The organism is Pseudomonas marginalis (assembly GCF_024169655.1).
Taxonomy (GTDB): domain Bacteria; phylum Pseudomonadota; class Gammaproteobacteria; order Pseudomonadales; family Pseudomonadaceae; genus Aquipseudomonas; species Aquipseudomonas paraveronii.
In genome coordinates this window covers 5,151,875-5,173,110 of the sequence record NZ_JALJWV010000001.1, presented here as the reverse complement: position 1 = coordinate 5,173,110, position 21,236 = coordinate 5,151,875, and the positions used below count along the sequence as shown (strand labels likewise).

The window sequence follows — 21,236 nt, the reverse complement described above, 5'->3', positions numbered from 1 at the left end:
CTCTTTGCACAAGGCTGCTCCTGAATGCCCAGATCCCCGCGCCCCGGCTCTCCCAGCCATCCTGCTGCCCCTACGCTTGCCCAGGCGCGACGGCGCAGCGAGCAACGCCCCCATGACCCAAAGGTGTGGAAAGACTTGGGCCATCAGCAACTGCACAGTGACCCCGAGCAAGCGCTGAGCAGTTTCGAGCACGCCTTGCAGTTGCTGCCCAATGAACCTCAGGCATTGGAGCTGGTGGCCAAGGCCGCGCAAAAGCTCGGCCAGGCGGATCGCGCCCTTGAACTTGTCCTCAAGGCGCTGGGCATCAACCCGGATTTCGCCGCCGGGCATCACCGCCTGGCCACGCTGTATTTCGAAAAAGGCCAGTTCGCCAACGCCCTGTCGCATATCGATCAGGCACTGGCGTTGACGCCCCATGACTGTCATATGCTCTCGCGCAAAGGCTTGATCCTCAATCGCCTGGAACGCCACGGCGAAGCCATCGTCGTGTTCGACAAGCTGATCGAACGCGAACCTGGCGATTACAGCCACTGGAACAATGCGGCCAACCTGTACAAGGACATCGGTCAACTGGCCACGGCCGACACCTATTACCAAAAGGCGGTGACGCTGGCCAAGCGCAAGGACGTGCTGCCGTACTCCAACCGCCTGACCTCGCTGCACTACGACCCCGAGCGCAGCCGCGACTTTATCTTCGAGGTGTGCAAGGAATGGCAATCGCGCTTCGGCCCCAAAGCCGTGCCGCCGCGCCCCGAAGTGCTCGACCGCGCCCCCGACCGTTGCTTGCGTATCGGCCTGGTATCCGACGGCCTGCGCCAGCACCCGGTGGGCAATATGATCGTGGGCGTGCTGGAAAAACTGCCGCGTCATCAGTTCCAGTTGTTCGCCTACAGCACCAGTCAGGTGTGCGACCACCTGACCCGGCGCATCCAGGCGTCGGTGCAGCAATGGCTGGCGATCAAGCATATGGACGATCTCACGCTGGCCCAGCGCATCCGCGATGACCGCATCGACATCCTGATTGACCTCTGTGGTCATAACGCCGGCAACCGCATGCGCACCATGGCGCTGCAGCCGGCGCCCCTGCTGGTGAAATGGGTCGGTGGCCTGATCAACACCACAGGCGTTAGCGCCATCGACTACCTGTTGACCGACCGCATCGAGTCACCGGAGGGGGAGGATGCGTTCTACACCGAAAAGCTCATCCGCTTGCCCGATGACTACATTTGCTACGACCCGCCGCCCTACACGCCGGACATCAAGCCCCTGCCGGCGTTGACCAACGGTTTTATCACCTATGGCTGCTTCAATAACCCGACCAAGGTCAACGATGTGCTGTTGGCACGCTGGGCCGAGTTGATGCGCGCTACGCCCGGTTCGCGGCTGTTGCTCAAGGGGGGCGCCTTCGGCAACGCCGAATTGCGTGCCCATGTGCACGGCGTTATGGCTGCCCACGGCATCGCCCAGGAGCGGGTGCTGATCGAAGGTCCGGTGGGGCACAAGACCCTGCTGGAAACCTACAGCCGCATCGATATCGCGCTTGATCCCTGGCCCTATTCCGGCGGCCTTACCACCTGCGAAGCCTTATTGATGGGCGTACCGGTGGTCACCTTCCCCGGGCCGACCTTCGCCGGGCGCCACTCGGCCACCCATTTGGTCAACGCCGGCCTGCCGGAGTTGGTGGTGCATAGTTGGGCGCAATACCAGCAGCGCGTCATCGAGTTGGGCAGTGACCTGGACAGCCTGGCGCGTATCCGCAGCCATCTGCGCGAGGTGCTGATGGGCTCGCCGGTGTGTGACAGCCAGCGTTTCGCCAACCACTTCGGCACCGCCATGCGTGCCATCTGGCAGCGCTACTGCGAGGGCAAGCCGGCTGCGGCCCTGACGTTGAGCCCGCAAGGGCTGGCCAGGTTTGAGGGGGAGGCCGCAAGCGTGGTGCTTCAGCACCCGGTGGCGCCGGCCAGGGACGAGGGCTTTGGCTTCAAGTTCCAGGGCAAAGTGGTGACCCTGGACCACGGCAGCACGCTGATCGCATCGGCGCAGTTTGTCGCGCTGCAAAAAATGGCGGCGTTTTCCACGGTGGCTTTTGACCCCGCCAGCCGTATCGACAACGCCCGACAACTGGCGCAATTGGGTGAGTTGCATTACTACCCCCATGCGGCGCTGGGCAATGGTCAGCCCGCCACGCTCTACGCCTGCCTCGATCCGGCCATGAGCGCCACCCTGGCGCCGCTGGCGGCGTCCGCAGTACTGGCCAAGCTGACGGTGCCCACACTCAAGCTGGATGCGATCAACGGCTTGCCGTCGGTGGACTGGCTGTTGCTCGACAACCTCAACGACAGCCTGGCCGTGATCGAACATGGCCAACGCACCCTCGCTGATACGCTGTTGGTGCAAGCGCGGGTCAACTTCGCACCGACGCATGATCAGCAGGCCGATGTGGGCTTGATCAGCCGGTGCCTGGCCCGGCGCGGGTTCAGTTTTTACCGGCTCAATAACCTGCAGCACATCAGCCATCCGAGCGAAGGGCAAAGCCTGGATCAATTGCGTGCTTCCCACCTGGTGTGTGCCGATGCACTGTTTTTGCCGGATGCGACACGCATGGCAGCACTGTCCGATAACCAGCGCCTGAAGCTGGCCTTTGTGCTGCACACGGTCTACGCCGCCTTTGATATGGCGACGCAACTGCTCAACACCATCGATAGCGACCTGGCCGCGCAGTACCTCAAGCACTGCCAGAATCCGAGCGCCATGCCGCAACCGCTCGAACTGCCCCGGGCACCGATGCAGGCGCCCCAAGTGACCTTCCCGGCAGAAGTGGCCGCCTATGTGAAGACGCTCTATACCCAGGCCTCAGTGATCCTGGAATACGGCAGCGGCGGTTCCACCCTACTGGCCGCCAGCATGCCGGACAAAACCGTGATCTCGGTGGAGAACGACGCCCGCTGGGCCGAGGACATGCAAACCTGGATTGCCAATGCCACGCTGCCCTCGCGGCCACGGATTTACGCGGTGGATGTAGGCGAGACCGGTAAATGGGCGCGGCCGAAGAACGCCCGACACTGGAAGAAGTTCCACACTTACCCGCTGAAGGTCTGGGATGAACCCTTCTTCGAGCAACCCGATGTGATTCTGATCGATGGGCGTTTCCGCATCGCCTGCTTTGTCACCGCTTACTTGCGGGCGACCAAGCCGATCATCGTGTTGTTCGACGACTACCTGGACCGCCCGCACTACCATGTGATCGAACGGCTGTTGGCGCCTACCGAGTTTGTCGGGCGTATGGCGCGGTTCGATCTGCAGCCGATGATGCACCTGCCGCGTGAGCAGTTGACCTGGCTGATCGCAAGCTATAACGAGGTGGCATACGCCGAGGGGTGAGGAAATGTGTGGCGAGGGCGCGTGCTCCCTCGCCACCACCGCAGGCGCGGTCTATTCCTTCATTCTGGCCTGCAGCCGGGCAATGGCCTGGGCATGCAATTGGCACACACGCGATTCGCTCACTTCCAGCACCACGCCAATCTCGCGCAGGTTGAGTTTCTCGTGGTGACACAGCGCGAGCAGCAGGCGTTCGCGCGCAGGCAGGGCGTCAATGGCCCGAGTGAGGTTGGCACGGTTGCGGTCGTTGATCAGTTCGGCAAAGGGCGTGCGCAGCCGCGAACTGGCGTCTTCGCTGTGCTCTTCATCCACGTCGTCAAAGGGCAGCATCTGGCTGCCGTTCGTGTCATCGAGCACCTTCTGGTATTGCTCCAGCGTGAGGCCCATGGCCGACGCCACTTCCCGTTCCCGGGCCGGACGCCCCAGGTTCTGTTCCACGCGGTGCATGGCGTCTTCCACGGCCCGCGCGTTGCGGCGCACGCTGCGGGGCACCCAGTCGCGGGTGCGCAGTTCGTCAATCATCGCCCCGCGAATACGTTGTGAAGCGAAGGTGGCGAACGTCGCGCCGACGCTCAAGTCATACCGCGTCATGGCATCGAGCAGACCGATGCTGCCGGCTTGAATCAAGTCGTCCAGTTCAATATTGGAAGGCAGCCGGGTCTTCAACCCCAGTGCCTGGCGCCGGACCATCGGGAGGTACTGCTGGAGGACTTCCTGCTGGTTAATCTTGCCCTGTGCCGTATACATCGTGCGCGCCTGCGAAAGACAGAAAATCCACGGGATTATTACCGCTGGTCCTGGCCGCTTAAGCGCGGAACAGGTGTGTGCCAGGTGACGTATTCGCTGCTTAGCCCACGGTGAATGGAATGGAATGTGGTCGGCAGGACAACGCCGCTGCGGTGTTCTCAGGATGTGCGAGTCTCATCGATCAACAACAACCGCATCCCCAGATACCGCTGCGCAGCCTCGCGCAAATTGTTCAGCAGGCCCTGCTGGGAAAAACCGGTGTGCAGCGCCAATACCTGCGCGGGGCCACCCTGTTCGCGTAACAGGCTCAACGCGCTGAACGTGCGGCAGAAGGCACCCAGGTCGCTGTCGACCCACACGCTCCAGCGCTCGGGCAGATCGCGGTGATAGTTATCCACAGCCTGAACGCGCCAGCGCGCGGGGTCGCCGACCCAGCGATGACCTTGGCCGTGCCAACGCTCCAGGGTTTTGTGCGCCTGGACGGTCGCTTGTGCCGCGCCGAATAGCATCAGGGTGCGATCCACGACCGGAGCCTGTTGTTGCCTGGCCCAGTGGCGCAGGCCGCTGGCCTGGTCGTGCATGCTCAGAGGCTGCCCGTGACGGCGGACAAGTGCAGCAAGCCTTCGAGGATTTCACCGGTATGGCCCCTGGTTTTTTTCGGCAGCAGGCCAAGCAGTTGCGTGCGGGCCTGGAAAGCCCAATCGTCACTGGCGTTGGCCAGGCGCATGGCGCTGGCGGCGAGCCCGGCGGCCAGGTACAGGCGCAGTTCGGTGTGCAGATGCGCAGACATGGCGAGTAACTGCGTCTTGCCGCGTGCGGTCAGGCTGGCCAGTTCATCGTGCTTCAACTGCAGCAGGAGGTTGGCGGCCTGTTCCTTCAACCCTTGCGATTCCACGCTCAGCCAGTAGCGTTGGCCCAAGTGTTGACCGCTGTGGCTGTCTTGCAAGGTGCCGAACCAGGCGCGCGCTGGGGCATTTTTGAGCACCACCGGCAGATGGCTTAAGGTCAGTCGCGCAGTGCGGTTGCGGTAGCGCAACTCGCGGATGCCGAAGGCTTCAGCGTGCCCGGCCAGGTTGCCCAGGCGTTGGCGTTCACCTCGATACACCACGCGCTGGCTGCTCTGGGTCGCGGTGACCCACACCGCGGCAACGGGCGCGCAGGGTTCTTGCGCGCGGATAAACGCGTCCCAGGCCGCAGGTTGCTGCGCCGCCGGTAACGCCATCAACGGCCAGGCGTCGAGCAACGGGCCGAAGCCGTCGACGTGCGCGATCAGGCTGTCGCGCAACGCCAACAGCGCCTTGCGCTGCCCCATCAACCCGCGCACCAGCGCATTCAAGCGTTGGCTCGTCGACGTGCCGGGGGCTGAGGCAAACCGCGAAGGCCGGGACGTATCCAGCGCTTGCTGCAAAAAGTTCGACGTGCCGGGCAATTGCAGGTCTTCCGGCACTTGCTGGCCCGTCGACAAATAGTTCAGCCGCAAGTCGTGTCGAATCAACGTATCCAGTACCGGTCCAAGCCGCGCAGCCTCATCGCACTTGCTGACGATGCAGTCGTCCAGGCGGCAACCGGCGGCGTGTGCGGCTTCGCGGTAGGTGTGCAGCACTTCATCGAGGGTATCGCCATGGCTGGCGGCGTTGAGCACCAGCATCAGGCGCACCGCGCGACCACTGCCGCCCAGTTGATGGATTTGCGTCACCAGGCGTGCGTCGCGCTGGCTCATGCCGACGGTGTCGATGAGCACCAGGCGCTTGTCGGCCAGCCCGCCCAGCAGCGGGCCAAGCGGCGCATCAGGCTCCAGGGTGTGCAACTCGACCCCCAGCAGTTGCGCATAAATGCGCAGTTGTTCGTGGGCACCGATCCGAAAGCTGTCGGTGCTGACCAATGCCACCTGGTCGGGGCCATGGCGCATGACATAACGCGCCGCCAGCTTGGCGGTGGTGGTGGTCTTGCCCACGCCGGTGGGGCCGACCAGGGCAATGACGGTGGGCTCGTTGAATAACTCGGCTTCATCGGCCAGTTGGTTCAGTTGGTTGTCCAGCCGTTGCATCAGCCAGGTCTTGAGCCGTGCCGGTGTGGCATCGGGCAGCGGCGGCGGGCTGTGGCCCAGCAACTCCTGGCTGAGGCTGGCGCTGAAGCCGGCATCGAGCAGCCATTTGAGCAAGGGCGAGGGTTTCCCCCGGCTATCGATCAACTGGCGCATAGCCTGAATTTCACTCAGCAGGCGTTCACTCAACGCGGCGAAATCCGACGTGGCCGGCGCGGGCAGCTCTTCGGCCAGCGCCAGGATTTCCACGCCGGCATCGGTCATGCGGCTCGACAGGATCAACGCGTCTTCACCCAGGGCCAGGCGTACCTGGTTCATGGCTTCGCGGCTGTTGGCGCCGATAAATCGTTGAGTGCTCACTTGGGTTTGCCTCCGATCACGTTAGTCATGCGCAGGGTGCGGTCGTCGGGTATTTCGCTCAGGGCAATCACCGTGAGCTGACGCAGGCGCCGCCGCAGGAAGCGCGACAGCACCGGACGCAGCTTGTTGGGCACCACCAGCACCGGCGGCTCGCTACTGTTTTCCTGACGCTTGAGGGTCAAGGTGGTCTGCTGCATCAGGTTGTCCGCCAGGCTCGGCTCCAGCGCGCCGCCATTGCCCACCGCCTGCATCAAGACCTGCTCCAGGTTGAAGTCCAGGCCGATCACTTTCAGTTCGGTTTTGTTGCCAAACAGCTGATTGACGATGGAGCGTCCCAGGGCCACGCGCACTACCGCCGTCAGTTCCTGCACATCCGGCGGTTGTTGCACGCCACCGTGTTCAGCCAGGGCATCGAGGATGGTGCGCATGTCGCGGATCGAGACGTTTTCTTCGAGCAGGTTCTGCAGCACGCGCTGCAACACCGTCAGCGACACCAGCTTGGGCACCACTTCGTCGACCAGGCCTTTGCTGTCGGGGCCGAGCTTGTCCAGCAGCTTCTGCACTTCGCCACGGCCAAGCATGTCCTTGGCGTGCTGATGCAGCAGGTGGTTGAGGTGGGTGGCGGTCACGGTGCTGGCGTCGACCACGGTGTAGCCATAGATCTGCCCGTGCTCGCGCAGGTTTGATTCGATCCAGATCGCCGGCAGCCCGAACGCCGGGTCCACCGCCGGCGTGCCTTCCAGCTCATGGGTGACCTTGCCGGGGTTGATCGCCAGCCACTTGCCGGGGAACACTTCGCCGCGGCCGATTTCCACGCCCTTGAGGCTGATGATGTAAGTGTTGGCGGCCAGTTCCAACTTGTCGCGCACATGCACCACCGGCGGCAAAAAGCCCACGTCCTGGGCGAATTTTTTGCGCAGGCTTTTGATCCGGGTGATCAGCTCGCCTTGCTGGCGCGCATCCACCAGTTGGATCAGGCGATGGCCGACACGCAGGCTCAGGGTGTCGACCAACTGCACATCGTCCCAGGAGGCTTCGCTGCTTTGCGAGGCCGATTTGGGCAGCAGGGTCTGCACCGGGGAGCCTTCCGGGGCCAGTTCCTCCTGTTTGGAGAACCACCAGCCCAACCCGGCCAGCAGCCCGGTAAGGATCAGGAACACCAAGTTGGGCATGCCCGGTACCAGCCCGAGCAGGCCCATCACGCCGGCGGTCATCATCAGCACTTTCGGGCGGCTGAACAGTTGGCCCATCATCTGTTGGCCAACATCCTGTTCAGTGTTCACGCGCGACACCGTGACACCGGCGGCAATCGAAATCACCAGGCCGGGAATCTGCGCCACCAGCCCGTCGCCGATGGTCAGCATGGTGTAGGTGTGGGCGGCATCGGAGAAGGCCATGCCGTGCTGCAGGATACCGATGGCCAGGCCACCGATGATGCACACGCCCATAATCACCAGCCCGGCCACGGCGTCACCGCGCACGAACTTGCTGGCGCCGTCCATGGAGCCGAAGAAGTCAGCTTCCTGGGCGACTTCCTTGCGCCGCTGGCGGGCTTGCGGTTCGCCGATCAAGCCGGCGTTGAGGTCGGCGTCGATCGCCATCTGCTTACCGGGCATCGAGTCGAGGGTGAAGCGCGCGCCGACTTCGGCGATACGCCCGGCACCCTTGGTGATCACCATGAAGTTGATGGTCACCAGGATCAGGAACAGCGCCAGGCCCACGGCGAAGTTGCCGCCCACCAGGAATTCGCCGAAGGCTTCGATCACCTTGCCGGCCGCGTCGGGACCGGTGTGGCCCTCCATCAAAATCACCCGTGTGGACGCCACGTTCAGCGACAGGCGCAGCAAGGTGGTGAACAGCAGCACCGAGGGAAACGCCGAGAAATCCAGGGGCTTTTCCGTGAGCATGCTGACCATCAGCACCATGATCGCCAGGGCGATATTGAAGGTGAACAGCAGGTCGAGGATGAACGTGGGCAGTGGCAGGATCATCATCGACAGGATGAGCACGATCAGCACCGGGCCGGTCATGATCTTGAGGTCGGTGGTGGCCAGCCAGGAGTCGGGGCCGAATAAATCGGTCATGCCTTTCATGCGTTCGGGTCATCCTCAGGTGTCGGGGTACGCGGACCACGCTGGTCCATGCCTGGCGGTACAGTCAGGTTCACCGGGGTCGGCGGCAGGTCGCCGCCGTGTTCGCTGACACGCTTGAGGCGAATGGCCCAGGCCACCACTTCAGCGACCACGGTGTACAGCTCGATGGGAATTTCGCGGTCCAGGTCGACGTGGAAATACAGGGCCCGCGCCAGCGGCGGTGCTTCCAGCATCGGCAGATGATGTTCTGCGGCGATCTCGCGAATGCGCAGCGCCACGTCATCCGCGCCCTTGGCTACCACGCGCGGAGCGCCGTTCTTTTCTTTCTGGTACGACAAGGCCACCGCGAAGTGGCTGGGGTTGGTGACGATCACGTCGGCCTTGGGCACCTTGCTCATCATGCGGCGCCGCGCGCGGGCCTGTTGCATCTGGCGAATCCTCGCCTTGATATGCGGGTCGCCGTCGGCGTTCTTGTGTTCCTGGCGCTGCTCTTCCTTGGACATGCGCAGGTTCTTGGCGTAAGTCCATAATTGGTAAGGCACGTCCATGCCCACCACGATAATCAGTGCCGCGACACACATCGTGCAGGCGCTGGCGGTCAGGCTCAGCAGGGTGGCCAGGGCTTTTGGCGCGGGCATGTGCGGCAAGTTGAGCAACTGCTCGATGTGGCTGCGCAGAAAGAAGTAGATCACCGTGCCGATCAGGCTGGCTTTGGCGATGGCCTTCGCCAACTCCACCAGCACCTGCACTGAGAACAAACGCGCCAGCCCGCTCATGGGGTTGACCCGGGAAAACTGCGGGCGCACGGCCTTCAGGGTGATCACCAGCCCACCCAGCAGGGCCGGTGCGGCGAGCGCGGCGAAGGTCGTCAGGGCGAAGAACGGGGCCAATGTCAGCAGCGCGATCTGGCTCAATGTCCACAGCGTACTGAGCATGCGCGCAGTGTCGAACAGCTGTGCGCGCTCGAACAGCAACGCCTGTTCCATCACCTGGCCAAGGTTGTCATAGAGGGTGCCGCCCATCAGCCACAGCCCGCCAATACCGGCCAGCAGCATGACAAAGGTGTTCATTTCACGGGAACGTGCAACCTGGCCTTCTTCGCGGGCCTTTTCGATCCGTCGCGGCGTTGCCGCTTCGGTCTTGTCTTCTCTGCTGGTCTCGGCCATGGCTCTCCGGGCGCCTGCGGCAACCCGCGCGACCTGTCAAAGCCGCTATTGTGCGCAGGCGCCTCGGCCGCCGATCGCACGAACACCCGGCACAATCGCGCGCTAATGGGCGGATGGTTCCGCCGGGCCGTATTCATCCTGGGACAGAATGCGTTCGGCCACACGGTTGTCGAGTACGGTGATTTCGATGCGGCGATTGGCGGCGTCGTAAGGGCCTGCGCCGTGGAAGCGGATGCGGTCGGCCATGCCGGAAACGCGCAGCAGCTTGTTTGAGTCCAGGCCGCCGCTCACCAGTTCCTGGCGCGAGGCCTTGGCGCGGTCGGCGGACAGGTCCCAATTGTTGTAGCCGGCATCGCCGCCAGGGTAGGGGTGGCTATCGGTATGCCCGCTGATCTGAATGCGGTTGGGCAACTCGTTGAGCACCGGGGCGAACGTCTTGAGCAGTTTGCTCAGGTACGGCGCGACGTTGGCACTGCCCAGCTCGAACATCGGGCGTTTGTCGGTATCCAGCAACTGCACGCGCAGGCCTTCGGGGCTCAGTTCTATTGCGATCTGCTGCTTGAGTTCGCGCAATTGCGGGTCGTGATCCACTGCACTGTCCAGGCGCTGCTTGAGGGATTCCAGGTGGCGCCGTTCATCTCCGGAAAGACGCGAAGGGCGTGTGGTCTGGCGCGCGCGCTCGCCTTCGGAGAAGCGCTGGTCAGGCCCGCCGCCGGGGATCGCGCTGGTGCTGGACGTGCTGCGATCGCCTTTGCTCATGGCCACCAGCAGCGGCGTGCTGAAGTACTCGGCAATTGCGTCCTTGTCGTTTTTGCTGGCGTTGGACAGCACCCACAGCACCAGGAACAGCGCCATCAGGGCGGTCATGAAGTCGGCGAAGGCAATCTTCCAGGCGCCGCCATGGTGGGCGTGCCGGGCGGCTTTTTTGCGCCGGATGATGATCGGTCGGTCGCTCATGCTCAGTCGACTCCCGGCTGGCCGCTGCCACCCCGCACATAGGTTTCCAGTTCGAGGGCGCCAGGGCGTTCGCTGGTGTGCAGCGCCTTGCGGCCGAACTCCACGGCCAACTGCGGCGGCATGCCTTGCACGCTGGCCAGCAGCGTCACGCGGATGCATTGCAGCATCTTGGCGGACTCGGCGGCCTGCCGGTCGATACGGCTGGCCAGCGGTGCGACCAGCCCATAGGCCAGGTAGATACCCAGGAACGTACCGACCAGCGCATGGGCGATCATCTGGCCCATCAAATCCGGCCCGACGTTCACCGCACTCAAGGCTTTGACCACGCCCATCACCGCCGCGACGATGCCGAAGGCCGGCAGGGCGTCGCTGACTTTGTAGAGGGCATCGGCAGGCAAGTGGGCTTCGTGTTCGAAGCCTTCGATCTCGTGCAGCATCAACTCGTCAAGTTCATGGGCCTGCATGGCACTGCTGATCAGTAGGCGCAGGTAATCGGTGATGAACAGGATGATCAGCGGGTCAGCTACCAGCCGTGGGTATTGGGAGAAAATAGGGCTTTGCTCGGGTTCTTCGATATCTCGTTCCAGAGCGAGCATGCCTTCGCGGCGGGCCTTGCTCAGCAAGGCATAGAGCATGGCCATCAACTCCAGGTACAAGGTTTTGTCGTATTTGGCGCTGCGCTTGAAACGTGACACGGCACTGAGCGTGGCCCTGATGGCCTTGCCGTTATTGGCGGCAATGAACGCACCGACGCCGGCCCCGGCAATCATCAGCAACTCGGTGGGTTGATACAGCGGGCCAAGGGCGCCACCGGACAGGACAAAGCCACCGAACACCGATAACAGTACAACGATAAGCCCGGATACGATGAGCACGTGGTCGTTCCTTAGATTCAAGCAATGGATGACTTGCTGAATATCGGCAACGGCGAGGGACGAATTGAGGAGGTTTTTGCAGACGGTGAAATTGAAAACGCCACAGATCCAATGTGGAAGGGGGCTTGCTCCCGATGGGGGTGGATCAGCCAAGCAATGACTGACTGACACTCCCTCATCGGGGGCAAGCCCCCTCCCACATTGGATTGGGTTTACAGCTCAAGGACTGGGCAGGTTGTCGACCCGGTAATGTATGAAGGGCAGGGTCCCTGTTCAAATACCTCTAAAGAACAACCGGATCAAATGTGGGAGGGGGCTTGCCCCCGATTGGGGTGGATCAGCCAAGCAATGACTGACTGACACTCCCTCATCAGGAGCAAGCCCCCTCCCACATTGGATTGGGTTTACAGCTCAAGGGCTGGGCGGGTTGTCGACCCGGTAATGTATGAAGGGCAGGGTCCCTGTTCAAATATCTCTAAAGAACAACCGGATCAAATGTGGGAGGGGGCTTGCCCCCGATTGGGGTGGATCAGCCAAACAATCACTGACTGACACTCCCTCATCAGGAGCAGGCCCCTCCCACATTGGATTGGGTTTACAGCTCAAGGGCTGGGCAGGTTGTCGACCCGGTAATGTATGAAGGGCAGGGTCCCTGTTCAAATACCTCTAACGAACAACCGGATCAAATGTGGGAGGGGGCTTGCCCCCGATTGGGGTGGATCAGCCAAACAATCACTGACTGACACTCCCTCATCGGGGGCAAGCCCCCTCCCACATTTGATCCGGTTCGACTTAAGCCTTGCGTATCAGCAGTTGTGCGTCGATATCCCTGCGCTTCAAGGTCTTGCCCGCCCGCGAAGGCGGCTGGCAAATTCCACATACATACTGCTGCGCCGGTGCGTGTGAATGGGCAACGAATTCGCCGGAGCAGCACGAGCAGCGGATCAGCTCAAGCATGTCGCTTTCAAAAAAACGCACCAGGGTCCAGGCGCGGGTAAGTCCTAGCACCAGCTCTCCTTCCTGGTCGCCCACCTGCTCCAGGTACAGGCGATAGGCTTTGACGAAGGCATCGATGCGGTGCCCACCGATTTCCATCAGGCTGCGATAGATACCGTAGAACAGCGACGAGTGAATGTTCGGCAGCCATGTCACGAACCAGTCGGTGGAGAAGGGCAACATGCCTTTGGGGGGTGAGGCGCCGCGCACTTCCTTGTAGAGACGGATCAATCGACCTCGGCTCAGCGACGTTTCCGTTTCCAGCACCTGCAGCCGTGCGCCCAGTTCAATCAGTTCGATTGCCAGTTGCACTTGCTGCATTTCGGTGACCAGGCTTTTGTCTGACATGGATCAGCCTTCCCCGATGCGCAAATCGCCCGTGCGCTCAGCGGCGGCCATTAGCAGTGCGGAGTGAATTTCCACCATGCCCAGTTCGCGCGCGTTACCCAGCACTCTGGACAAGCGGTCGGTCTCTTCGAACACCGGGCGACAAATCAACTGGTTGACTCGTGCCAGTTGGGTCATTTGCTTGCTGCTGAGTTTGGTCAGCAGGTCAGCCATTTGTTCGCTGAGTTTCAGGCGAAAAATCGCGATCTCACGGTCTTTGCGCAATAGGTTTTGGGCCAGTAATAAATACGAAAGATTCAGGTCCTGGATGTCTTCAAGCTCAGTGTTGGTATTTGGCAACTTTCCACCCCTCCCGTTGGGTACTACAGTTCGGCACACCTAATGGTGCGACCTCTGGCAGACAGTGCTGCAAATCGACAAGTACTAAAGTCAGGCTTTTATAGTTGTACAACGAATGCCTGGTTGTAGCGTTACTCGGTTATCCATGCTCCCGGCCATGTGCTCACAGGCCGTGAATACCGAATTTTTTAATTTTTTCTAAAGTATCAAGTAATGTGTACGATAACAGACTGAGGAATGTTATTTCTTGTCTGTTTTCATTACTTTACTATACATAATCGATGGTTTCATACTTATGTGTCTCGCGTAGATGCAGCGTGTAAGTGGTTGTTATTTTTTTCGATACAAATAATGGCTTATTGGTATCACTTGATTGGATGAGGCTCGGTAAGCGGTGTTCAAATCGCTCTTCTTGCGGTTGATCTGCATCAGCTCGCCCAAGTCATTTTGTCGCGTATGCAAAAACCAATTTACTTGTTCTTCGAGCGCCAGGATCTGGCTGAGTAGTTCAAGCTTGTATTGCTGACCACTCGCATCAAGATCAACTTGGTCCTGCGCGCGGCGTAAGTAAGCAGCGTCGATCAGCCCCTGGGACTTCAATGCGAAGATGCCATCCCAATCGGCTTTTTTGGCGTATTCGAGCAGGCGTTGGGATTGTTCGAGCAGTTGTTCGTAAGCGGCGATCAGTTGTGCTTGCATCATGTCTACCGCTCTTCCTCGATGTGCGAACCAATGGCCAGCCAGGCGGCGGCGACGTTTTCCAGTAACGTCGCGGCCGTGGTCAGTGCAGTGTCATCATTGTTCAGGTTTGCGTGAAGCAGCACACGAACCACGTAGTCGTAGAGTTGGTCGAGTTGCACAGCGATGTCACCTCCTTGCTCAAGGTCCAGCGAGGCGCGTAAACCCTGGCTGACGATATTGATTGCCTTGGTGATGGCCTTGCCTTTTGCGGCGATATGGCCGGCCTGCATATGCAGGCGCGCGATACGAATCGACGCCTGGTAGCTGTCGAAGAGCATCACGATTCTTTGGTGAGGGGAGGCCGCCAAAATGCCGCTTTCCACGCCCACCCTGGCGTAGGCATTCGCGTCTCGAAGGGAACTCATCTGATTTGCTCCGGGTGTGGTCGTCAATCGTCGCTGTTAAGCGCATCGAACTGGGTCGTCAGGTAATCGGACGTGGAGTTGAGCGACGAGATCAAGGTGTCGAGCTGGGTGAACTCGTCGGTCCAGCGCGCCATCTCGGAGTCGATCAGCGCCTGCTTTTCGACATAGCGCTCTTCAAGTTGCACCAGTTTGGATTCCAGGCTGTCGGTCCTGGCGACGATCAGGCCGCTGTCTTCGTCCAGGTAGTTGTCGAGGTCGTCCGTCATTTGGCCAATGAAGCCGGAGGTGCCGTCGGTACCGATAAAGAACTCCGACACGGCGTCGATGTTGTCGGTGATGGCGCTGGTCAGGGTGTCTTCGTCAACCAGCAGAGTGCCATCGACTTCCAGGGAAATACCCAATTGCGACAGGTAACTGAAGGTGCCGCTGCCAATGGCGGTGTACAGGTCGCTGCTCAATTCCGTGCTGATGCGGCGGGTGGTCGAGTCGCCCAGCAACTCGCCTGCGGTGTCGGAATCGGCATTGTAGGCAGTGAGGGTATCCACGCTGGAAACGTAGCTGTTGTAGGCGGTGACGAATGTGGAGATGGCGTCGTAGATCGCGTCGGTGTCCTGGGAAATCGTCAGGGTCTGCGAGCTGCTGGTGGCGGACAGGTTCAGCGTGACGCCCTGCAGTGCACCCTCCACGGTGTTGCTTTGGCTGGTGATCGAGATGCCGTTGAGGGTCAGCTCGGCGTCCAGCGCTTTCACGGTCTGGGTCATGTTGCCGCTGCTGCCGTCGTAGCCGAGCAGGCTGGACGCCTGGTCGGTGCTGTCGGTGCCGGTGTAGGTCACGGTCATTGCCGATTCGGTGCCGGTGCTGTTAGAGGTCAGCACCAGGCGGTACGGCGTGTCGCTGCCATCGTTGACGATCGAGGCGGTCACGCCGGCCCCCGAGGCGTTGATGGCGGTACGAATGCCTTCAAGGGTGTTGTTGCTGCTGTCCAGGGTAATCGACACCGCGTCCGCCGTGCCCACTTGCAGGGTCAGGGTGCCGGTGCCCAGGGCGGTGGTCTTGCTGGCGACACCATTGGTGCTCAGGCTTTGGGCCTGGGCCAGTTGGGTGACTTCCAGTTTATAGGTGCCGGCTTCGGCTTTGCTGGTGGTGGCGGCGGTGACACCGGTGCCGGACAGGCTGGTGGTTAACGATTCATACAAGCTCGAGTCGGCCAGTGCTTCTGCCGCCGTTTGCAGTTTGGTCAGGGCGCTGGTCAGGGTGCCGTAGGCGGATATTTCCGCATTGACCGAGGTTTCCTGGTTGGTGATCGGCGTCAGCAGGCTGGCTTCCTTGGATTCCTCCAGGCTGGTCAGGATGCTGTCCAGGTCCAGCCCGGAGCCGACCCCCAGGGAAGTGATGCTTGCAGTGGAGGTGGTAGAGGTCGTGGTTGCCATGTGAATGCCTGTCCTGGTTTGTGTTCACACACGATGGGGTGCGGTTGAACCCAACATCGGCAAACGGCTGACCCGTCTTTAGGCAAGCGCCGAAGTTTTTTACACCTGCATGGCCATCACGTCTTTATAGGCACTGAGCAGGCGGTTGCGCACCTGTACGCCCATCTGGAAGGCCACGCTGGCCTTTTGCGAATCGGCCATCACATCGCTCAGCGACACCGCCTCACTGCCGGCCTGGAAGGCGTTGGACTGGCGGGTGGCGGTCTGTTGCAACTGGTTGATGCGCTGCAATGACGACTGCAACTCGCCGGCAAACCCCGTGGCGGGGGCGAAACGTTGCGTGCCGGTGCCTTCGGCCTGTTCGGCCAGCAGCGACAGTTGTTGTAGGGCATTGGTCAGCGCAGACGAATTCATGCTGCAGGTTCCATGGGAAGCGATCAGGCCAGCAGATTAGCAAGCCTGGCGACCTGCACATTCGTCCAATTGAGCACAAAAGCGGTGGCTTTTCCGGCGTTTAGCTTTTGGCATTTTCGCCAGAATGAAGTCCTGCCAGCCATCCCTCTCTGCTAGGGGCGGCTGATCGACTACTACTGTTACCGGACTCTGCAATGTCTTTCGTACAGGCCCTACCCTCGCTATCGAGGTGTTCGTGAGTACCGCAGTCCTGGCCAAAGGCGCGCAAAAGAATCTGGCGACCCGTGCGCCAACCCGGCCGTTGGAGGCATTGACCACGCTGTTTCGCAACCAGCCCTTGTTGCCTCTGCTGCTGGCCGCCGCTGCCGCTGTTGCCGTTGTGGTGGCGCTGCTGCTGTGGGCGCGCGAGCCGGAATATCGCGTGTTGTTTTCCGGGCTTGGCGAAGCGGATGGCGGACAAATCATCGGTGAGCTGGACAGGCGTGCGATTCCTTACCGCCTGAGCGAAGGCGGCAACACCATCCTCGTGCCCGGCGACAAGATGAACGCCCTGCGCCTGCAACTGGCCGAGCAAGGCTTGCCCAAGGGCGGCAGCGTCGGCTTCGAATTGCTCGACAAGCAGGCCTTCGGCGTCAGCCAGTTTGCCGAACACCTCAACTACCAGCGCGGCCTCGAAGGCGAACTGGCGCGCACTATCGAGTCCCTGGGGCCGGTGGCCAAGGCGCGGGTGCATCTGGTGATGGCCAAGCAATCGGTATTCGTTCGCGACCGCGAGGCTGCGCGCGCTTCGGTGGTGCTGACCCTGCAACCCGGCCGTGAGTTGGGGCAAAGCCAGGCCAGCGCGATTGTGCACCTGGTCACTTCCAGCGTGCCGGAGCTGAGTGTCGATGCGGTGACGGTGGTCGACCAGAACGGGCGTCTGCTGTCCCAGGTCCGCGGCGATACAACCGGCCCCGACGGCACGCAACTGGACTATGTGCATGAAATCGAGCGCTCCTATCAGCGGCGTATCGAAGACATCCTCACGCCGCTGCTCGGCAGCCAGAACGTGCATGCCCAGGTCGTCGCCCAAGTGGATTTCTCCACCCGTGAAAGCACCGCCGAACGCTACGCGCCCAATCAGGACAGCAATGAAGCGGCGGTGCGCAGCAAGCAAACCTCCGAACATGTGGTGGAAGGCGATGACGCCGGTCGCGGCGTGCCGGGTGCGCTGACCAACGCGCCGCCCAATACCCCGGCGCCGACCAAGGCCACCGCGCCGACGCCGACTCCGGCGGGCGGTACTGCAAGTGCCACCGATGCCAAGGCCGGCAAGCCCGCCAATGCCACCCAAAGCGAGCGGATGATCAACTACGAGGTCGACCGCAACGTCGAGCACGTCAAGTCGAGCCTGGGCACGATCCAGCGCCTGACCACCGCCGTGGTCGTCAACTACCGCACGGTGCTCAAGGACGGCACGCCGACCTCGGAGCCGCTGAGCAAGGAAGAGCTGGAGAACATCAATAATCTGGTGCGCCAGGCCATGGGCTTCACCGAAAGTCGTGGCGATGCGTTGCAAGTGATCAACAGCCCGTTCGTGAGCGAAGACACCTCGGTCGCCGAGCAGCCGTGGTGGAAAACCCCCGAGGCCTACAACCTGCTGATCAGTGGTTTGCGTTACCTGCTGGTGGCCTTTGCCGCGCTGCTGCTGTGGTGGCTGGTGCTGCGGCCGATGCAACGGCGCAACGCCAGCCGAAATGCGCAGATGCTCGCGACCAGTGCCGAGCCGGGCACCGCGCTGGTGCCGGCCAGCACCGGCACCAGCGTGGTGGTCGCCGGCCAGGACAACGCGCCGCACACTCTGCCGCGCAAGTCGGCGGTGTACGAGCAGAACATGCAGAGCCTGCAACAGATTGCCGCCGAAGACCCGCGGCTGGTCGCCATGATCGTGCGCGGATGGATGAAGAAAAATGACTAGCAAAATGAACGGCTCGCGCCGCAGTGCGATTTTGCTGCTGTCGCTGGATGCCGACAGCGCGGCGGAAGTGTTCAAGTTCCTGCCCAGCGGCGATGTGGAAGCCATCAGCATGGAAATGGCGCGCCTGAGCCAGGTCTCCCATGAAGAAATGCGCCAGGTGCTCGAAGAATTCATGGACGAGACCGACCAGTACGCGGCCATCAATATCCAGACCAGCGACCATATTCGTGCGGTGCTGACCAAGGCCCTGGGCAGCGAGCGTGCCGCCAGCCTGATCGACGACATCCTCGAAAGTACCAACACCGGCTCCGGCATCGACAAGCTGAACCTGATGGAAGCGTCGATGGTGGCCGAAATGATCCGCGACGAACACCCGCAGATCATCGCGACCATCCTGGTACACCTGGAGCGCCACCAGGCCTCCGACATCCTGCAATTGCTGCCCGACCGCCTGCGCAACGACATCATCCTGCGTATCGCCACCTTCAGTGGCGTGCAGCCGGTGGCATTGCAGGAACTGACCGAAGTACTCGGCGTGATGCTCGACGGCCAGAGCCTCAAGCGCAGCAAAATGGGCGGCGTGAGGACGGCGGCGGAGATCCTCAACCTGATGAGTTCCACCCACGAGGAACTGGCCATCAGCACGGTGCGCGAGCACAGCGAAGACCTGGCGCAGAAGATCCTCGACGAGATGTTCCTGTTCGAAAACCTCATCGACGTCGACGACCGGGGCATCCAGACCCTGCTGCAACAGGTGGAGCACAACTCCCTGGCGATCGCGCTCAAAGGCTCGCCGCCGGCGTTGCTCGAACGCTTCCTGCAGAACATGTCCCAGCGTGCCGGGCAGTTGTTCCGCGAAGACATGGAAGCGCGCGGCCCTATCCGTATGTCGCAGATCGAAACCGAACAGAAGACCATCCTCGCGGTGGTGCGGCGCTTGTCCGACAGCGGTGAAATCGTGACCGCACGCGGTAATGACACTTATGTCTGATTGGCAGCCCTGGCAGATGGACCCATTGGGCAGCCCTGCCTCGCCCGGCGATGACCCGCAGAGCAGCCACCGCGAGCGCGTGCGCAAGCAAGCCTTCCAGCGCAAGCTGGAGATGCAGGTGCTGCGTGAAAAGACCCTCGCCGAAGCCCAGCAGGTCGGCCATGCCCAAGGCCTGGAGCAGGGCTATGCGCAGGGCTTGAGCGAAGGGCGCCAGGCCGCCGCCGTGGAGTTGCAACAGCAGGTGAAGCAGACGTTGCAACCGCTGCTGGAGCTGTGCCGTCACTTCGACGAGGCGCTCAAGGCGATGGATACGCACATTGCCCACCAGTTGGTGCGCATTGCGCTGGAGGCCGCCCGCCAATTGGCCGGCGATGCGCTGGCAGCCCAACCGGAGCAGGTGCTGGTGTTGGTTAAAAGCCTGCTCGACAGTGACCTGGAACTCACCGGCAAACCCAAGTTGTGGCTCAACCCGCAGGATCTGCAGCGCGTCCAGGACAGCCTCGGCGAACAGCTCGACGTGGCGGGGTGGGCCTTGCACGCCGACACCTCGATGCTGCCCGGCGGTTGCCGTGTGGTCAGCGCCGGCGGTGAGCTGGATGCCACGCGGCCTTCGCGGTTGGGCCTGCTCAATCGTAGCGTCGAGCGCACCCTGGATGAACAGCCATGAACGTACACCTCGCGCGCTGGAGCCAGGTCCTGGCGACGGTGCAGGGCAAACCCTTGCAGGTCGCGCCGTACCTGCGCAGCGGGCGCATCACCCGTGCCACCGGCATGGTGCTGGAAGCGGTGGGCCTGCGCCTGCCGCTGGGCGGCGCCTGCCGTATCGAGCTGACGTCCCATGAGGGCGTATACGCCGAGGCCGAAGTGGTCGGTTTTGCCGGGGACACGTTGTACCTGATGCCCCTCGCGGAAATCCACGGCCTGCAACCGGGCGCGCGGGTGTTTGCCGCGGATGACGGCCAGACCGGCGCCGGGGGTAATCGCAACTTCCCCTTGGGCATGGCGCTGCTTGGCCGCGTGCTGGACAGCGGCGGCCAGCCCCTGGACGGTCGCGGCCCGCTGCTGGGTGCCCACCACGCCAGTCTGCATACCCAGCCGCTCAACCCGCTCAAGCGCGCGCCGATCGACCGCCAGATCGACGTGGGCATCCGCGCCATCAATGCCTTGTTGTGTGTCGGGCGTGGCCAGCGCCTGGGCCTGTTTGCCGGTTCCGGCGTGGGCAAGTCGGTACTGCTGGGCATGATGGCTCGCTACACCCAGGCCGATGTGATCGTGGTGGGGCTGATCGGCGAGCGGGGCCGCGAGGTGCAGGACTTCATCGACAACATCCTCGGCGAAGACGGCCTGCGCCGCTCCGTGGTGGTCGCCGCGCCGGCCGATACCTCGCCGCTGCAACGGCTGCAAGGCGCGTTGTACGCCACGCGGGTGGCCGAGGACTTTCGCGACCAGGGCAAAGACGTGCTGCTGATCATGGATTCGCTGACCCGCTACGCCATGGCCCAACGCGAAATCGCCCTGGCCGTGGGCGAGCCGCCGGCCACCAAAGGCTACCCGCCGTCGGTGTTCGCCAAGCTGCCCAAACTGGTGGAGCGCACCGGCAACGGGCCGCCCGGTGGCGGCTCGATCACCGCGTTTTACACGGTACTCAGCGAAGGCGACGACCAGCAGGACCCGATTGCCGACTCGGCGCGGGCGATTCTGGACGGGCACATTGTGCTGTCCCGGCACCTGGCCGAAAGCGGGCACTACCCAGCCATCGATATCGAAGCGTCGATCAGCCGGGCGATGACCGCCATCGCCAGTGACGCCCAGCAACGCAAGGCGAATCAGCTCAAGCAGGCACTGTCGCGCTACCAGCGCAATCGCGACCTGATCAGCGTGGGCGCTTACACCCAGGGCCACGATGTGCAACTCGACCGCGCGGTGGGTTTGTACCCGCATATCGAGCGGTTTCTGCAGCAGCGCATTGACGACCGCGCCAGCGTTGACGAGACCCTGCACGGGCTCAACCTGTTGTTCCCTGGCAACTGACCTT

The 21,236-nt window shown here is 62.1% G+C and carries 18 protein-coding genes; 5 read left to right on the top strand and 13 right to left on the bottom strand.

The genetic code is table 11. The features are described 5' to 3' along the window. Positions 1 to 24 precede the first annotated feature (24 nt). A complete protein-coding gene (locus tag J2Y83_RS23795) occupies positions 25 to 3,381 on the top strand; it encodes an O-linked N-acetylglucosamine transferase family protein (RefSeq protein ID WP_253398849.1) in 3,357 nt (1,118 codons plus the stop codon). A 51-nt stretch (positions 3,382 to 3,432) separates the two neighbouring features. On the opposite strand, the gene J2Y83_RS23790 is transcribed toward J2Y83_RS23795, so the two are convergent. The 13 genes from J2Y83_RS23790 to fliE all read right to left on the bottom strand — a co-directional run bounded on the left by J2Y83_RS23790 (position 3,433) and on the right by fliE (position 16,253). Then, the gene (locus J2Y83_RS23790; protein ID WP_247396090.1) at positions 3,433 to 4,125 is read right to left on the bottom strand and encodes an RNA polymerase sigma factor FliA; all 693 of its coding nucleotides are present in this window, start codon (positions 4,123 to 4,125) and stop codon (positions 3,433 to 3,435) included. 158 nt (positions 4,126 to 4,283) lie between these two features. After that, complete coding sequence (locus tag J2Y83_RS23785) at positions 4,284 to 4,706, bottom strand: hypothetical protein (protein WP_253398847.1); 423 nt, start codon at positions 4,704 to 4,706, stop codon at positions 4,284 to 4,286. 2 nt (positions 4,707 to 4,708) lie between these two features. Beyond that, positions 4,709 to 6,529, bottom strand: coding sequence for a flagellar biosynthesis protein FlhF (locus J2Y83_RS23780; protein ID WP_253398845.1), 1,821 nt, complete (start codon positions 6,527 to 6,529; stop codon positions 4,709 to 4,711). After that, positions 6,526 to 8,622 carry a flagellar biosynthesis protein FlhA gene (flhA, locus tag J2Y83_RS23775; protein ID WP_373423736.1) on the bottom strand — a complete coding sequence of 699 codons (2,097 nt, stop codon included), beginning with the start codon at positions 8,620 to 8,622 and terminating at the stop codon, positions 6,526 to 6,528. The genes J2Y83_RS23780 and flhA overlap by 4 nt, the downstream gene beginning before the upstream one ends. Further along, positions 8,619 to 9,788 carry a flagellar biosynthesis protein FlhB gene (flhB, locus tag J2Y83_RS23770; protein WP_253398843.1) on the bottom strand — a complete coding sequence of 390 codons (1,170 nt, stop codon included), beginning with the start codon at positions 9,786 to 9,788 and terminating at the stop codon, positions 8,619 to 8,621. Before flhB ends, flhA begins: the two co-directional genes overlap by 4 nt. Positions 9,789 to 9,890: 102 nt before the next feature. Beyond that, positions 9,891 to 10,745: a flagellar motor protein MotB gene (motB, locus tag J2Y83_RS23765; protein WP_253398841.1), complete on the bottom strand. Its 855-nt coding sequence runs from the start codon at positions 10,743 to 10,745 to the stop codon at positions 9,891 to 9,893. Positions 10,746 to 10,747: 2 nt separating this feature from the next. After that, positions 10,748 to 11,620 (bottom strand): flagellar motor stator protein MotA, encoded by an 873-nt coding sequence (gene motA, locus J2Y83_RS23760; protein ID WP_253398840.1) that lies wholly within the window; start codon positions 11,618 to 11,620, stop codon positions 10,748 to 10,750. Between the two features lie 792 nt (positions 11,621 to 12,412). Then, positions 12,413 to 12,964, bottom strand: coding sequence for a flagellar transcriptional regulator FlhC (gene flhC / locus J2Y83_RS23755; RefSeq protein ID WP_247402826.1), 552 nt, complete (start codon positions 12,962 to 12,964; stop codon positions 12,413 to 12,415). 3 nt (positions 12,965 to 12,967) lie between these two features. Further along, on the bottom strand, positions 12,968 to 13,303 hold the full coding sequence (gene flhD, locus J2Y83_RS23750) for a flagellar transcriptional regulator FlhD (RefSeq protein WP_247402829.1): 336 nt from the start codon (positions 13,301 to 13,303) through the stop codon (positions 12,968 to 12,970). Between the two features lie 330 nt (positions 13,304 to 13,633). After that, on the bottom strand, positions 13,634 to 14,005 hold the full coding sequence (gene fliT, locus J2Y83_RS23745) for a flagellar protein FliT (protein WP_247402832.1): 372 nt from the start codon (positions 14,003 to 14,005) through the stop codon (positions 13,634 to 13,636). A gap of 2 nt (positions 14,006 to 14,007) precedes the next feature. After that, positions 14,008 to 14,409: a flagellar export chaperone FliS gene (gene fliS / locus J2Y83_RS23740; RefSeq protein WP_253398837.1), complete on the bottom strand. Its 402-nt coding sequence runs from the start codon at positions 14,407 to 14,409 to the stop codon at positions 14,008 to 14,010. 23 nt (positions 14,410 to 14,432) lie between these two features. Then, positions 14,433 to 15,839: a flagellar filament capping protein FliD gene (gene fliD, locus J2Y83_RS23735; protein WP_253398835.1), complete on the bottom strand. Its 1,407-nt coding sequence runs from the start codon at positions 15,837 to 15,839 to the stop codon at positions 14,433 to 14,435. Between the two features lie 99 nt (positions 15,840 to 15,938). Then, positions 15,939 to 16,253, bottom strand: coding sequence for a flagellar hook-basal body complex protein FliE (gene fliE / locus J2Y83_RS23730; protein WP_253398833.1), 315 nt, complete (start codon positions 16,251 to 16,253; stop codon positions 15,939 to 15,941). 235 nt (positions 16,254 to 16,488) lie between these two features. Between fliE and fliF the strand changes: the two genes are divergently transcribed. Genes fliF through fliI form a run of 4 tightly spaced genes read left to right on the top strand, consistent with a single transcriptional unit; the run spans position 16,489 to position 21,232 of the window. Beyond that, complete coding sequence (fliF, locus tag J2Y83_RS23725; RefSeq protein WP_253398831.1) at positions 16,489 to 18,210, top strand: flagellar basal-body MS-ring/collar protein FliF; 1,722 nt, start codon at positions 16,489 to 16,491, stop codon at positions 18,208 to 18,210. Next, the gene (fliG, locus tag J2Y83_RS23720) at positions 18,203 to 19,201 is read left to right on the top strand and encodes a flagellar motor switch protein FliG (RefSeq protein ID WP_247408537.1); all 999 of its coding nucleotides are present in this window, start codon (positions 18,203 to 18,205) and stop codon (positions 19,199 to 19,201) included. The genes fliF and fliG overlap by 8 nt, the downstream gene beginning before the upstream one ends. Next, positions 19,194 to 19,868, top strand: a complete 675-nt coding sequence (locus J2Y83_RS23715) for a flagellar assembly protein FliH (RefSeq protein WP_253398829.1) — start codon at positions 19,194 to 19,196, stop codon at positions 19,866 to 19,868. Before fliG ends, J2Y83_RS23715 begins: the two co-directional genes overlap by 8 nt. Continuing rightward, positions 19,865 to 21,232: a flagellar protein export ATPase FliI gene (fliI, locus tag J2Y83_RS23710; protein WP_253398827.1), complete on the top strand. Its 1,368-nt coding sequence runs from the start codon at positions 19,865 to 19,867 to the stop codon at positions 21,230 to 21,232. Before J2Y83_RS23715 ends, fliI begins: the two co-directional genes overlap by 4 nt. Positions 21,233 to 21,236 lie beyond the last annotated feature (4 nt).

Coding starts and splice junctions, on each gene's coding strand:
- J2Y83_RS23795 (WP_253398849.1), top strand. CDS start 25: ATGCCCAGATCCCCGCGCCCCGGCTCTCCCAGCCATCCTGCTGCCCCT.
- J2Y83_RS23790 (WP_247396090.1), bottom strand. CDS start 4,125: ATGTATACGGCACAGGGCAAGATTAACCAGCAGGAAGTCCTCCAGCAG.
- J2Y83_RS23785 (WP_253398847.1), bottom strand. CDS start 4,706: ATGCACGACCAGGCCAGCGGCCTGCGCCACTGGGCCAGGCAACAACAG.
- flhA (WP_373423736.1), bottom strand. CDS start 8,622: ATGAAAGGCATGACCGATTTATTCGGCCCCGACTCCTGGCTGGCCACC.
- flhB (WP_253398843.1), bottom strand. CDS start 9,788: ATGGCCGAGACCAGCAGAGAAGACAAGACCGAAGCGGCAACGCCGCGA.
- motB (WP_253398841.1), bottom strand. CDS start 10,745: ATGAGCGACCGACCGATCATCATCCGGCGCAAAAAAGCCGCCCGGCAC.
- flhC (WP_247402826.1), bottom strand. CDS start 12,964: ATGTCAGACAAAAGCCTGGTCACCGAAATGCAGCAAGTGCAACTGGCA.
- fliT (WP_247402832.1), bottom strand. CDS start 14,005: ATGATGCAAGCACAACTGATCGCCGCTTACGAACAACTGCTCGAACAA.
- fliS (WP_253398837.1), bottom strand. CDS start 14,409: ATGAGTTCCCTTCGAGACGCGAATGCCTACGCCAGGGTGGGCGTGGAA.
- fliD (WP_253398835.1), bottom strand. CDS start 15,839: ATGGCAACCACGACCTCTACCACCTCCACTGCAAGCATCACTTCCCTG.
- fliE (WP_253398833.1), bottom strand. CDS start 16,253: ATGAATTCGTCTGCGCTGACCAATGCCCTACAACAACTGTCGCTGCTG.
- fliG (WP_247408537.1), top strand. CDS start 18,203: ATGACTAGCAAAATGAACGGCTCGCGCCGCAGTGCGATTTTGCTGCTG.
- J2Y83_RS23715 (WP_253398829.1), top strand. CDS start 19,194: ATGTCTGATTGGCAGCCCTGGCAGATGGACCCATTGGGCAGCCCTGCC.
- fliI (WP_253398827.1), top strand. CDS start 19,865: ATGAACGTACACCTCGCGCGCTGGAGCCAGGTCCTGGCGACGGTGCAG.